Origin of the sequence: Terasakiella sp., from assembly GCF_048267425.1 — a bacterium.
Classification (GTDB): Bacteria; Pseudomonadota; Alphaproteobacteria; order Rhodospirillales; family Terasakiellaceae; genus Terasakiella.
In genome coordinates, this window is sequence record NZ_JBLWXN010000008.1 from 13181 (window position 1) to 28058 (window position 14878).

The window sequence follows — 14878 nt, forward strand, 5'->3', positions numbered from 1 at the left end:
TTAACCATTTTTCATTTTATCAATTATCACTTTGAAACGGGCACCGGCCAAAGATATTTTTTCCAAAACCTGTTCATCGATTTCATCATCCAGAATGTCATCGTCATCGAACTCTTCAATATCGGCGGTATCCCCAACAGTTAGCTGCAAGTTGATACTTCTCAGACGTTGAGCAAGGAAAACACCCAGCGCTTTATATAGGCGCGCAGCAAAACGATGGTTGGAATCCAGCCGGGCCTGAAGGTCTTTAAAATCAACTCGCAAAACAATCGAGTTGGAACTCGCTGTAATCGTTGCAGAAGGCGGGCGTGAATCCAGCAAGGACATTTCCCCCACCACTTCGCCAATCGTGATTACAGCAATTTTTTTGCCGCGTACCGAAACATCGACCGTCCCGTCAACCAGAATGAAAAAACTGCCACAGGGCTGGTTTTCGGTGATCAGTACATCGCCCTCATTCAGGTGTTCACGATGTCCAACGCTGACCATCCAGTCGATATCTTCATCTTCCAGCAGGCCCAAAATATAAAGTACTTTTTTCAACTTATTCCTCCTCAGTGACGGATTGACGCCTTGCCATAGAAGCAAAGAGGCCGTCTTGTTTGACAAGTTCTTCGTATGTCCCTTCTTCGAGTACTTTCCCCTCGCCCAGCACCACAATTTTATCCGCGTCTTTAACGGTCGATAAACGGTGCGCAATCACCAGACGCGTGATTTTTCTGCGTTGCAGGCTGTCTGACACAATTTTTTGTGTTCTGTTATCAAGGGCACTGGTCGCTTCGTCAAAAAAGATAATTGACGGGTTTGCGGCCAAGGCTCTGGCAATCATCAAGCGTTGTTTCTGACCACCGGAAAGAGTTCCACCGCCTTCAGGCACGACGGTATGTAATTGCATAGGCATTTCACGAATTTCATCGGCAAGACCAGCATCTTCGGCCGCCTCCCACGCTTCTTCAAGCGTCAATTTCGTCGCCCCGATAATATTGTGATAAATAGTACCGGCACTAACGGAACTTTCCTGAAGAACCACCCCAATCTGGCGGCGTATACCCACCATATCAAGCTTGCCCGTATCGTTTTTATCATACAGGATCTGTCCGCTTTCCGGCACTTCAAACCCTAGTAGAAGCTTAAACAATGTAGATTTTCCGCACCCGGATTTACCGACAAATGCGACAAACTGCCCGGGCAGGATTTTAATATTTACCTTGTCAAGAATCGGCGGCAAATCCTCGCCATAAGAAAAACTGACATTGGAAATTTCAATCAGCCCTTCCAGTGGCGGTGGTGATTTTTTGCCTTCGCCGGTTTCAACTTCGGCTTCTAAAATCGGGCGGGCCAATTCACGTTTTGCCATTTGTTGATGAATGGTGATGAAACTGGAAAAGAAACCCACGATCCCACCGACAACCGAACTGAACGCCCCTTGAATGGCAAAAAAACTGCCGATGGTTAACAGCGCAGGCGCCATCGGATCCAGCGCACGCAGGGTTTCACTTTCCTTAATCATGGTTCCTGCAAAATAATAAAGCGCAATGGTACTGAACGTCTGAATGAACATATTGATCATTGACGAATATTGCCCCAGTTGCGCAATCCTGTAAGACCCATTCAACTGTTCACCATAGCGTTTGCTCCATTGTGCAAAAGCATGGGCTTCAGCCCCGGCAATCTGCAACTTGGACACCCCGTTGACCATCTGCACCATAAAGCCGAACAGGTCGCCACTTTTACGTTCCAGATTCAAGGCGAGTTTACGCATGACAAAAGAAAAACTGATCGAGAAAATCGACGTTAAAACCGCAGCGATTAAAGCCAGAAAAGCCAGTTTTGATGAATAATAGAAACACATCAACAACATCATCATCACTGACAGCAACGAAAACATTGCATTGATGACCGTGTTGGAAAAACCCGCACTGATTTCAGAAATCATCATGGCCCGGTTTAGCAAATCCCCACTGCTGAACTGCCGGTAAAATTTTGCCGGAAGTTTCATCAGGCGATCAATAATCATGGATTGCAACTGCGCCGTCATGGCCGTTTGGATCCGTAAGGAAATCAACCCTTGCGACAACGAAAAGAAAAATAGGCCCAAGGACATACAGCTCATCCCCACCGCCAGATCAATCATGAGATCCTTGTTGGCATCAGGGATCACCTTGTCAATCATCAGGCGATTGGCAACCGGAACAAACATCCCCAGTACACCCGACAGAAAAGACAGGCTAAACATCAAAATGAAGTCGGTTGTAAATGGCTTGTACGTAAATCGAGCAAGCTTGAAGAAACTCGTCGCTTCTTCCTTATCCAACGGCATCGGACGAATGAAGTAAAAGGCGTTTTCATTCAGATCAATTTCCATATCCGGATCAAAATCGATCATCTCGCTGGTTTCAGGATCAAACAGCACATATTTGCGCACCAATCCACCCTTGATCGGTAAATTCACAAGGGCCATCGGCTTACCGCTGACATTATCGAAACACAAGACCTGCCCGATATCATCCTTCCACCATTCCCCGATCAAGCGGACATGGCGATAGCGCACACCGGAATCGCGACAGATTTTATCAATTTGATCATCCATGCTGCCATTGACGTCAAAATTGGATTCCATATTGAAATCAATTTTGGCGTAATGTCCAACGACCTCCAGAACGGACAGGATATCATGCTCATACTCTTGCGCCTGCCATTCTGCGGGACCGGTCAGCTTGAGATAATCAATCGCTTTTTTCTTTTCTTTCTTCAGTTCCTTTTGCAAACGTTGAAAGCGTTTTCTTTCCGCCATTTCGGATTGGCGTAACTGATCGAAGAAAAGAGAAAGTAATGCATCTTGTAAATAGCGCACACCCATTACATCTTCAGATCTCGCCTGTTCGACAGGATGGATAATCGCTTTCAACGGTTCCAAAACGCTAAAGTGCATCACCCCTGTGGAATAGAACAGAATACTTTGATCTGCTGCGGTAATATCCTGACTGATCCCCGGCGCAATGGAAAGCGCGCCCTGTTCAATATCTATACGATAAAATCCTGAACTTTCCGGGCGGAATTTCTGATCTGCCGAATATTCAATTTCCTCGTCAATCAGGGCTTTCTCAGAAAAAGTATGATCGCGGAATTTTGCGATAAAATTACATATTTTCTCGCACCAGGCCTCCAACGCATGGGAATATTGTGCGCCGTTGGGACCGTCAAAAGCTTGCGGTCCCACTTTTTCAATAGAGGCTTTTTCGACCGGTTCGGCAATCATGATTAAATCATGCCCCCCGATCTGCGTTACCTGCCCCCAGATCAAAGAACCTTGATGGCAAGTCGTCAGATAATGGCGCTGTCCTGTGGCCTTATTATTTACAAGTTCCACCATATATAAAGACAAGGAACCGGACTGAACCACATAACCGATATTGGGGTCATCCAGTTGCAGATCGTCGTGTCCGGTAAGTTCCAACAATTCCATATCGTTCATCCTACTGCATCTTGACCAGACGGGTGTAGCGACCATCCAAGGCATACAGGGTTTCGTGATCCCCCACTTCCATAACCTTGCCCTTATGCATCACCAGAATTTTGTGACAATTACGAATAGTGCTGAGCCTGTGCGCAACAATCAATGCACTGCAGCCGCGTCGGTGAATATTGCGCATGATCTGTGCTTCGGTTTCCACATCCAGTGCACTGGTAGACTCGTCCATAATCAGGAAAGTCGGTTTGCGTACAAGCGAACGGGCAATTTCAAGCCGTTGACGTTGCCCCCCACTGAGGTTTCCACCGCCTTCTTCGATATCAGCATCAAGCCCACCGGCCATAGCCAGCACCTGATCCAGAATCTCTGCATCCGCCAGTGCTTCTTTTAACCAATCATCAGAAATCGTATTATCCCACAAAGTCAGGTTATCGCGCACGGTGCCCGGAAACAGCAAGAATTCCTGTTCAATAAAGGCCACCGAGTTTGTCAATAGTTCGCCCGGCACATCTTCCCGGTTAACCCCGTTAAAGCGAATTTCACCAGACCAAGGCGGGATCAGACCGGCAACAAGACGGGCCACGGTGGATTTACCGCAACCGGAACTGCCGACCAAAGCAACCCGTTCACCGGGTTGTATCTCCAGATTAAAGTCTTCAATCAACGGTCCTTCAATGGGACTATAACCATAATTCACGTTCACAAGCGAGACAGAGCCGTCCAGCCGCGTGCTTTGATCAACAAGCTGACTGGCATCCACTTCATCCTCTCTATCAGTAGAAACTTCCCCTTCTCCCTCCGTTTCTTGAGAGGAGGTGGGAAGAGTTCCTTTAGTGCCCTTAAACATTTCATCACGGGTGGGGTGGTCCAGAACATCTTCCAGGCGGACCACATTCCCGCGTATTTCCTGCATCTGCACGGCCAAATTCAACACATTGCTGATCGGGCCGAGGAATTGGCCCATCATCAGGTTGAAGGCCATCAGGGTCCCCATTGTCATGTTACCGTTAATAACTTCCAGACCGCCCAGCACCAACGTAATCGTGCTGACGATGGATTGGGACAAGGTCGGAAAGATGGAGAACATCCGGCTATCTAATGAAAGCTTCAGTCCTGCATTGGAAGAGGCAGCGAAATATCCGGCCCATTTTTCAAAAAAGGCATTTTCCATCCCAGAGGCCTTGATCGCAGAAATATTCTGGATCGCTGCAATTGTCGCGCCCTGAACTTTACCCTGTTCTTTGGCGATACGCATGTTGGCTTCAATCCGGCGCGATGACATGGACCGGATCAGGGCGAAGTTAATCAAGGTGGAAAGCACCCCGATTGCCGTTATCTGGGCATTGTATGAAAACAGAATAATGCCGAAAAAGACCATACTAACCAGCCCGACAGCCGTTTGTGTCAACTGCCCAGCCATCAGAGACACCACCATATCATTCAGACTGCTGCGGTTTACCACATCCCCGACATAACGTTGCGTATAGAAATGATAAGGCAGTTTCAGGATATGCTGGTAAAATTCCGCATAAAGCTTGGCAGACAACCCCATGGTTAGTCGCCTTGAAAACAAGCCGCTGATCGCTTGCAAAATAAGCTGGAATATCATCACCGCGACCATCGCAACCAACATGGGGCGGAGCCATTCATAATGGCCGTCGGAAATAATCGCATCGACAAAGAATTTGGAAAAGACCGCCTGCACCATGCCGGGAATAATCCCGACAATGCCAGCAATCATCATAAAGGTAATCGCCCGTTCACTGCCGGCAATCCGTTTTAACAGTTGCGGCAACGGGTTGGGTTGGGAACCTTCGGGTTTAAAATCTTCGCCCGGTTCAAACGTCAACACAACGCCGGTATAACCGTCGCTGAATTCTTCCATCGTCAGTTTACGGTGCCCGCGTGCCGGATCATTGACATAGACATACTGCGGGGTAATGCGCTCTACGACCAAAAAGTGGTTGAATTCCCAAAAGACAATCACCGGAAGTTTTAGTTCTTTGACTTTTTCCAGCCCCTTACTAAACCCTTTGGCTTTTAAGCCATGTTTACGTGCGGCCTTTAGAATATTGGACGCCTTGGACCCATCACGCGACACCCCACAATCTGCACGCAACTGCGTTAAGGGGATAAACCGTTTGTAGTAACCAAGGATCATGGACAACGAGGCCGCCCCACATTCCACAGCTTCCATTTGCAGGACGAACGGCGTCTTGCCTTCATTCAACGCAGCCGATTTCCCACGCAACAAAGCTTCAAGAAGCAAGGGAACAAGACGGGATGGATTCAGGTATTTCAGCCAACGCACATTGATCTTTTTAAGGCGATCAGATAGGAGGTGCATCATTGACATCCCCCATCAACCACTTTCTCATTAACGGAACGACGAACGAAATAGGTGCACGTTCTTCAATTGTGATGCGGCACGTCGTTGTTGTCCCCGCCGTAATTTCACGGTCATACCCTTTGGCCGTCCACGCATAACGTTTTGGATCGTCTTCGTCATATTTTAACTGTGCATTGACCAGAATAGTCCCGCCTTTTTCCAGAAGAGCGGCGGCGACATCTTTATTCCCTGTCAAATTCAGAACGCCTTCAGACGTAACAGGATAAGCCGATACATCTGTGACTTCTCCAATAATACTTCCGTAACGTTGGCGTTCCACGCTGGACGGACTAATCCTGATTTTCATTTTCGGAACGACTTTTTTCCCTTTGCCAATCGGGAAGAAACACAGGTGTTGCAAATCTTTATTCTGTACCCTTCCTCCCAAATTCAATGCCGTGGCAAAAGTTGGAATATTGGCATCATTGAGAAGGTCTTCATCATTGATTTCGAGGAACAGATCAGCATCATCCGAAAAATAAATATCAAATTCCAGTTTGGACGAGCGCGGTTTAACCTGCAATGTGTCAGGTTGCGCAATGGCTCCGGTAGATAACAACGCCTCTTTTATGCTCTGCGCATTTGCCGGATAGGAAACAGGCTGTCCTTTGGACCCGTTCAGCGTAAAGGAAAATTGTCCCTTTGCGATATCTTCCCCAAAAACAAGCCGTTTAAACGGTTCGACTGTTTCTATTTGCAAGATTGCGACCCGTTCCCCGCTGGAAACCGTTTCCCCAATGGATGTCGCAACCTCCAGCGTTTTACCGCTATAGGCACTATGAACGATTTGTTGACGGAAATGGCGTTCTTTCGTTAAACGTATTTTGGCGGCCAACTCGCTCAGCTCCATGCTTTTACGGTGCTTTTCGAAATCAAAATCCTGCTGAATTTGCTGGCGTTTAATAATCTGTTGTTGTAACTGGGTTTCCAGTTGCGTGAGTTCCTGTTTCAGGCGCAAATCCTGCTGTTCTGTATCAATAGAACGAAGCTCTGCGCTGTTTTTACGCAGGTTCATATCGGACATCCGGCTTTCGGTATCCGTCAAAGTCGCCTGCATCTGCAAACGTTGTGAATTAGAGGCTGCCCCATCGCGGATCAGTTTTGTAATGTTTTGTAGCTGTTTCTTTTGGGAACGATGAAGGTCGCTTAAAAGTTTTTGGTTACGTTGCAGACTTTCCGTTTCTTCACTGACATTCTCGCGCATTTGCTGGCCAAGGCGTTCACGAAGATCCGCGATTGCGGCCTTGTCAGTTTCAATCGCCGCAATACTGTTGTTGACCAGATCAATTTCCAGATCACGCTTTGTTGCAGAAATGGCAAGTGTGCGATCATTAAAACGGCTTAAGGCTTCATACCGCGCAATATCGATATCCAGTTGGCGATCCTGTTCCGGATTATTCAAAAGAACAATCGGATCCCCGGCGGTTACCTTACTGCCAACTTCCGTTCTGACGGAAAAAACAGTACCACTGCCGATCGCCTGTACGGTCTTGATGCTTCCGGGTTTTACCAGAATACCAAAACCATCCACTGTGATCGGAATACGGGAATAAACACCCCATACGAGACCGACCAGCAACACGACAATCAATGAAACGAGTGTCCAGACGGAACGCGGCGTCACCACGACCAGTAACTGGTCCAGACTTTCCGGTTCATGCAGTTTATCCATGGACTTCTTACGAAACATATTTATCCCTCATAACCTTTGAACGGCTCTTTTCCTTCATATCAAATCCACACGGCCTCTTGTTCCTGATGTAAAACTTTGAAACTACCCATCGAATAGGTGATCTCATCACATAAGGGGCTCAGCCACTTTTTACAGAAATCTTGCATTCGCCCGTGTTGAACGGCAACACCCATACGGATGATAGAGTAAGATGTTTGTTTCATTTGCATGGCCGCATGGTACCAAAGCCTTGCCAGCACCATATTGGCCTGTTGATCGGGATGGACATAGCTCACACTAAAACGCACCGTCTTTTCATCCAGACGGTGCGAAAAATGCCACCCGATAATTTCCCCTTTTAATCGACAGACGAAGCACAGTTCGGGAAGAACCGCCGCCCCGTCAATCCCTTGGGATGCATGTACTGAAGGTTTCAGTTCCTGCGGGATCCAGTCCTGCTGTTCTAACGCAGCACTTTCTTGCACACTGACACTGTTCCATGCGGAAACAACGCCCCCGTCCTCACCTTCCAGAAAACGCTTAACCCATTGGGCTTTTAAGACATTATCCACATGGGATTTAAACAGGATCATGCGCAAGCTGGCTTTTGGCCAGCCCGCTTTGCTCAGACATTTTTCAATTGCCGGAGATGTTTTTTCAGATTGGGAATATTTGGTTTCAATGGCCCGCACGCCTAAATCCCCCAAAAAGGTCTCAGCCTGCTTCAACAAAGTGCTTCCGATTTCTTTTTGGCGTAACGTTTTCAAAACAAAAACAGATAACAGTTCCGCATTCGCTTTATCGGGATTGGCGCTCAACAACACCAGCCCCGCTGGACGCCCTTGATACCACGCGCCAAGCGCGTAAAGGTTCGGATAGTCGCGACACCGTTTTAACATTGGTCTAAAACGTGGAAAGGTCATGGCCTTGAAATGACCGACCTCTTCATCACGGATTTCCCGCGTTATGATTTCGATGTGAGAAGTCACCGATTGTAATTTCGAAAGCAACTGGATCACACAAAATGTGCGTTTGCCCACCAGCCCTTTTCGCCCCTGAATATTATAAAAATATTATAGATTATCGACGTTGTTTTATATTTATAACCTTATTGTATGCGAGTTTTTAATTGTTTTAAACAGACAATTTCCGAAATTTATGTGTTTATTTGAAAAAAAATCAGAAATAGTCATAAACATTTATATAAGATTTCAGAATTTCGCTTAATAGTGTTCATTTCCTTACACTTCATTACAACTCATTCATTTCCTTTTTTTTCAGGTTAGCTGATCGGTCTGTTTTGTTCTTTCAGACATCGCACTTACACAACGTTCAATCATCACTTTTGAAGGTCCGTCATAACCACCTCTGGCTTTTGCGGTATCATTAAACATCTCGATGGCTTCGCTGTAGAAATGACGTTCCATCATATCCAGACCTTTTTCATAAATGGCAATCCATTCGAATCCGGGAACTGCCATACCGGGACCGGGACGTTCACTAAGTAATTCATAAATGGGTGTTTTCTGATCTTTGCCTTTGACATTGACCGAATCGACCTTACGGATAACCATCTCGTATTTAGAAAACTCAAAGGTCGTTGCACCGATGAGAATGCGGGTATCATATATTTTGTTCAATGCTTCCAGACGGGCTGCCAAATTCACTGGATCCCCAAGGACCGTATAATCCATACGTTTATCCGACCCGATATTACCTACAATCACACGCCCTGTATTGAGGCCGATACGCGCGCGAAAGACCGGTTTTCCGTCTTTTTCCGCCTGTTCTGCCTGTTGTTGTAAAAGACGATTACAGCGCAATGCGGCACGACAAGCATCCGTTGCCTGATTGTCATTGACGTTGGGCGCCCCCCAGAACGCCATGATCGCATCCCCGATAAATTTATCGATCGTGCCGTTTTCCGCATCAATTTGAGCAGACATATCCTTAAGATAATCAGACAGATACGGAACAAGGCCCGGGCCCAGTGTTTCTGAAATCGTTGTAAAACCTTCCAGATCGGAAAAGAAAATCGTCATGGTCCGATTAATCCCACCGACTTGTGCCAACTGATTATTTTTAACCAGAATTTGCACGAGATCGGCCGGCAGATATTTCTGGAAAGCCGCCAATCCATTCGACATCTGTTTAAAGGCTGTCGACAAATCGTCCAGTTCCGCAATATGACTGCCCACTTCATTGACATGTTCGAGATCAAATCGCTCAATGGCCTTGGTCTGCTTGATCAATTGGGAAACAGGTTGAACAATCAGTTTGCGAGACACATAGATTGCCAAAAGAATGACCAGCAAGACTGAGATCGTAATCGCACCAATCAAAATTTGGTTATTACGTTTAATAGAATCCAAAAAGGCAGCTTCGGGAATAATCGTTGTTGCAATCCAGCCTTCACGTCCGATCGGGGAAAACGTGACAAAATACGTCCCGTTCACACCACTTACGTCAACTTGGGCTGTTTCTTCCAACGTGCTTAGGTCCAGATTGCTCTCTCGCAACGCCTGTGCCGCAACACTCAATAACGGATGATAAGAATCTCCCAGCTTGCGCAATTGCAGTTTCTTATTTTCCTTTGAGGTCATAGTCACCTCGCTGGCATCCACAAAGGCAAGCATGGACTGGTCCGGGCGTATGATAACCGCCGTCCCCGGTTTATCCTTAAATTTTTCTTTCAGGTATGAAGACAATCGTTCCAGTTCGATCGCAATCGAAACAACCCCGACATCTCCAGATTTTTTTTCAAGCCGAAGGGCTGTATTCAGCCCAGGTCGGCTGTTGGTGGCAAAGACATAAACATCCGTCCAGATTGGTACAGAACCAGCTGTCTCTGTCTCCATTGCCCGCTTATACCACGGGCGTTCACGGGCATCGTAGCTTTGCTGTTCAAATTTACGCTGGATCAAATAATTGTTGTTATCCTGCACAACATAATATTTCCAGGAACGCTCCGCCTGCTTTAACGTCGGACTCCAAAGACTTTCAACGGAACGGAATTTATCGCCATCAATTCGGTTAACGCCCAAAAAGTCCCCATTCGCTTTACCAAGACTGATCCATGAAAAATGGTCCTGCGTTTTAATAAAGGGCAAGAACAGATTCAAAACCTGTTCGTTTGACGTGACATCAACAACACCATCACGTAGCGCTTCCTTAATGGATTGTTGAACATTCTGTGTTGAGGAAAAAACATCGCTGACTTCATTGGAAATACCTGAAATAATTTCTGTATTCAGTTGTGAAACCAGATCTTTGATATTGTTTGTAGCCGTATAATACCACGGCAAATGGATCGCCGCCGCCGATGCCAAACTGACGAACAATGTTACAAGGACAAAACTGATTTTCAAACCAATACGAAAGCGGATTTTCTTCCTTACGTCTGGCTCTACTTCCAAGGAAGGCATGGACATACTTATCTTTCTATCGAAAGGCTTATCGGGAGAGGGTTCAATAACAGTTGGTACTGTTTCTTTCTCTACCTTAGCTTTTGTTTGTTTCTCTGGCGTTTCTTCCTTGTTGATATCCATCATCCGTTTCCTTTATCTTTAAAAAGAAGAAAGGTCCTGCTTGCCAACTTTCCCCAAGTGCATATACTACTGTAAAAATAAAAAAAATTCCTAGTATTTTCTAGGGCTTGCCAATGCGTCTAGTATGATTTTAAACGCCAAGTAGAATAACTCCTGCAAAAAGAGAGTTATTGCAAATCACTGGATGGGGAGAAAACCCTTTTGCAAAAAGTCAACGAAGTCCGCAGCAATTCAGCCCTGGAATTACACAAACTCCTTTGCCATGCGCAAAAACACATGCGCGTTGCCGTAGTTTATTCTGGTTGCAAAACAGACCCGGGACGGGTTTTGTTTGAAGGTTATAATACACGCCCCTGGAAAAGTTATGAAGAAGTTGCAAACAATATTGCAGACACCCTGAAACAAGCCGGTTTCCTACATGTATCCATTTTTCCAGAAGGCGTGGATCTTCTGGAAAAACTGAACCGGCATAAAATTGATGTGGTCTGGATCAACAGCGGTGGCGTACAGGGAATAGACCCTGTCTGTCATTTACCCGCCTTGTTGGAAATGGCGGGTATTCCCTATATCGGGCATAATCCGGCAAACGCTTCAATTCTGGATAACAAACATTTTTTCAAATGGGGACTGGTTGCAAAAGATATCGCCACCGCCCCTTTTTTAGTCTGGAATAATTTGCGGGGTCGTTTTCCAGGGAGAGACACCCCCCGGTTTCAACGCAATTTCGCTGATTATGACGGCCCATTTATCGTGAAACCCATCTCAGGTCGCGGATCGGTTATGGTTGAAGTTATCGACAATATTGAAGATTTGGCCGACTGTATCGAACAGATTACACAGGAAACCCACAATCCGGTTCTGATCGAAAAATATTTAACCGGTGCAGAATATACGGTGGCCGTATGCGGCGAGGTCACCCATAAGAACCAACACCTTGAAATCGGTGATAGCCCTATGGCCTTTTCCCAAATCCGACGAAACCTGGACAAAGACGAACGAATTTTCACTTCAATGGATGTCAAACCCATTACCAATGATCGCTTCACCCTGCTCGACCCAAAACATGACAAGAAACAAGTTGATCAATTGATTGAACTGGCTCATCGGATTTTTATCGGTTTCAATCTGGAGACTCTGGTGCGGATCGACATTCGAGCCGATGAAAACGGAAAAATGCATGTAATCGAAGCAAACCCCAAACCCGATCTTAAAAGGCCGTCTCCTGAAAAAACCAGTCTGGTCGGCAGCGGTTTACAGAAAATCGGTATGACTTATGACGATTTAATCCTCTCCCTATTTGCCCATTGCTTGCATAATCAATTAAAGAGAAAGACAATTTACCATTGTGCGTAAACAAAAATATCATCTTTCTCGAAACAAGGATGTATGAGAAATGATCAAGCGGATCAAATCAACCCTGCCAATTATCGCGACAACAGTACTTGCATTATTAATGTTGGTTTACGTCGGATATGGCGAAACGTTACGGACCGCACCGAAGTTTGAAAAAGCCAAACTTCAAGCGCAGGCAGAAGTGATCCAAACCGCAATGGAGGCATTTTTACAATCCGGTCTCCCCTTAAAACAATTCATCGGTTTTGACCAATTGGCGCAATCCATTCTGGACACCGACAAAACCATCCAAGCCATTGTTGTCAGAAAAATGAATGGTACAAAAGTTTTCGACGCCGGACAGGCAGACGCGCCGCTTCTCCCGTCTCAAGACATAAGTGATATTGTACAAAAAACGGTCAATAAGGCGGCAATTGATGCCTCTGACAATAATAATTTCAGACATATTCTCCTTCTTCGAAATAAATTTGAAACCCTTGGCGTGTTGGAAATTGTTTCCCCGACCCAAACCATGTCAGCACGCATCACCGCTAAATTCAAAAGCCTGATCCCCGCCCTAGCCCTCATTGTGGCGCTGGTTTTTGTGGTTTCCTATGTCAGTGCTGCCTATCAAAAATCCAGTGTCTGGCTTCAGGAAATTGCCTTTGGCCTAGCCTTTCTCGCAGCCGCTGGCGTTATGGTCGCCACTGTTCTCCCCATCTATTCAGACGGTGTACAATCCAAAACGCGTGCCTTGGCCGATAGTTTGGCCTCACGCCTTGGCATAATTTCTGAATTACAACTGGATTTTAACGATTTTTCCGGCATTGACCGTATGATTGCCGATTATCAGAAATTAAACCCCGATATCAAAACAATCTCAGTCAATTTCAATTCCAAAATCCGTTTCAACACCGACACAGCCAAAATCGGAACCGTCTGGCAACCCGATCCCGAAGCTTATGAACATACCGCGCGCCTAAAAAATGCCGCCAACAGTCAAATTGATGTCAGCGTCGGAATTGCTAAAAAGACTGTTTACCGTGCCATTGTTCAAAATATCAAAAGCTTCATTTCCCTGTTTGTAGCAACCGGATTTATGGCGGTTTTATTTATTCAGCTGTCCGCGACCCTGCAACATAAGGTCCGCGCAATACAAGACCCTCAAGCCCGCCAGCATGACTACGATGATATGATGCTTCAGATGATTAAACCGGTTTATTTGATCGGTGTTTTTGTCGAAACATTGAACGCTTCTTTCTTGCCACAATACCTCCGTTCCATTCTATCTGGGGAAACTGTTGGGCAAGGTGCTTCCGCTGCAATTTTCGCTGTCTTCTTCGTCTTTTTTGCAGCTGTCCTTGTCCCGGCTGGTAAATTTGCCGAAACACGTGGCGCAAAGCCCTTATTACTGGTCGGCGCCCTTTTATGTGCCGTTGCCCAATTTATGCTGGCAAATGCATTCGGATTAGAAATAGCCCTCATCGCGCGCGCTTTATCCGGTGCCGGACAAGGCATTTTCCTCATTGGCATTCAGTCTTTTATTCTGGAACATTCCGCCGGCGGCAAAACAACACAAGGGACCGGTATTATTGTCTATGGCTTTAATGGCGGGATGATTTCCGGTGCAGCGATCGGCTCGCTTCTGTCTGTTTATATGGGCATCAGCGGGGTCTTTTATTGTGCCGCAATCATTGCCATTATCCTGTTTGTTTATGTTTACATGCTGGTTCCGGCGCGAACCGTTACCCCGGAACAGACAGAGGTAGAAACCGATCCTAACACACAAAAACGCCCCGTATTCCAGATATTTCACGATATTTTCAGCTTATTAAAAGACTTGGAATTTATGAAAACGATTTTATTCGTGGGCATTCCGACCAAGGCTATTTTATCCGGTGTCAGTATTTATGCCCTCCCCCTGATTCTGGCTGAATTCGGTTATGAAAACGACAGTATCGGTCAGGTCATCATGTTTTATGCTGCCGGGGTTTTACTGGCGAGCCATTTTGTCTCCAAACTGGTGGACAGGGTGCGCAAAACAGTACTGACCTTATTGATCGGTTGTCTGGTCGGCGGTGTGGGATTGCTCCTGATCGGCCTGCTTGGTAGTGATCTGGATGCATTGGGTCTTGTCTTTGCAAATCGCGAGGCTGTGTTGGTTGTCACCGGTATGTTTATCCTCGGTATCTCCCACGGCTTCATCAATGCCCCGGTTGTTACCCACGTCGTGACCACAGATGGCGTCAATAAAGTCGGCAAGGCCACATCCGTTGCGACTTATCGCTTTATTGAACGGATCGGCCATGTCATTGGCCCGATTGTAGTTGCCGCAATCCTTAGCAGTATGGGTGGTAGCCCCCTTGCCATTATGTATATCGGGGGGGCTATTGTTGTCTTCGGTCTGTTGTTTTCTCTGCCTGTGGGACGCGCCAAACCTGCAAAACCGCAAGGGAGTGTATAAT

The 14878-nt window shown here is 46.4% G+C and carries 8 protein-coding genes; 2 read left to right on the forward strand and 6 right to left on the reverse strand.

Annotated features, from left to right (window positions below; all coding sequences use genetic code 11):
• The 6 genes from ACN0VA_RS12785 to ACN0VA_RS12810 form a co-directional block, all read right to left on the reverse strand.
• The gene (locus tag ACN0VA_RS12785) at positions 1-543 is read right to left on the reverse strand and encodes a cyclic nucleotide-binding domain-containing protein (protein ID WP_417821533.1); all 543 of its coding nucleotides are present in this window, start codon (positions 541-543) and stop codon (positions 1-3) included.
• A 1-nt stretch (position 544) separates the two neighbouring features.
• Positions 545-3475: an NHLP bacteriocin export ABC transporter permease/ATPase subunit gene (locus ACN0VA_RS12790; protein ID WP_417821534.1), complete on the reverse strand. Its 2931-nt coding sequence runs from the start codon at positions 3473-3475 to the stop codon at positions 545-547.
• A gap of 1 nt (position 3476) precedes the next feature.
• Positions 3477-5822: an NHLP family bacteriocin export ABC transporter peptidase/permease/ATPase subunit gene (locus tag ACN0VA_RS12795; RefSeq protein ID WP_417821535.1), complete on the reverse strand. Its 2346-nt coding sequence runs from the start codon at positions 5820-5822 to the stop codon at positions 3477-3479.
• Positions 5803-7551 carry a hypothetical protein gene (locus tag ACN0VA_RS12800; RefSeq protein ID WP_417821536.1) on the reverse strand — a complete coding sequence of 583 codons (1749 nt, stop codon included), beginning with the start codon at positions 7549-7551 and terminating at the stop codon, positions 5803-5805. Before ACN0VA_RS12800 ends, ACN0VA_RS12795 begins: the two co-directional genes overlap by 20 nt.
• A 41-nt stretch (positions 7552-7592) precedes the next feature.
• Positions 7593-8573, reverse strand: a complete 981-nt coding sequence (locus ACN0VA_RS12805) for a GNAT family N-acetyltransferase (RefSeq protein ID WP_417821537.1) — start codon at positions 8571-8573, stop codon at positions 7593-7595.
• 237 nt (positions 8574-8810) lie between these two features.
• Positions 8811-10964, reverse strand: coding sequence for an adenylate/guanylate cyclase domain-containing protein (locus ACN0VA_RS12810; RefSeq protein ID WP_417821538.1), 2154 nt, complete (start codon positions 10962-10964; stop codon positions 8811-8813).
• 393 nt (positions 10965-11357) lie between these two features.
• On the opposite strand from ACN0VA_RS12810, the gene ACN0VA_RS12815 reads away from it, so the two are divergent.
• Positions 11358-12434, forward strand: coding sequence for a D-alanine--D-alanine ligase family protein (locus tag ACN0VA_RS12815; RefSeq protein ID WP_417821539.1), 1077 nt, complete (start codon positions 11358-11360; stop codon positions 12432-12434).
• 40 nt (positions 12435-12474) lie between these two features.
• Complete coding sequence (locus ACN0VA_RS12820; RefSeq protein WP_417821540.1) at positions 12475-14877, forward strand: MFS transporter; 2403 nt, start codon at positions 12475-12477, stop codon at positions 14875-14877.
• Position 14878 lies beyond the last annotated feature (1 nt).

Coding starts and splice junctions, on each gene's coding strand:
- ACN0VA_RS12790 (WP_417821534.1), bottom strand. CDS start 3,475: ATGAACGATATGGAATTGTTGGAACTTACCGGACACGACGATCTGCAA.
- ACN0VA_RS12795 (WP_417821535.1), bottom strand. CDS start 5,822: ATGATGCACCTCCTATCTGATCGCCTTAAAAAGATCAATGTGCGTTGG.
- ACN0VA_RS12800 (WP_417821536.1), bottom strand. CDS start 7,551: ATGTTTCGTAAGAAGTCCATGGATAAACTGCATGAACCGGAAAGTCTG.
- ACN0VA_RS12810 (WP_417821538.1), bottom strand. CDS start 10,964: ATGTCCATGCCTTCCTTGGAAGTAGAGCCAGACGTAAGGAAGAAAATC.
- ACN0VA_RS12815 (WP_417821539.1), top strand. CDS start 11,358: ATGCGCGTTGCCGTAGTTTATTCTGGTTGCAAAACAGACCCGGGACGG.
- ACN0VA_RS12820 (WP_417821540.1), top strand. CDS start 12,475: ATGATCAAGCGGATCAAATCAACCCTGCCAATTATCGCGACAACAGTA.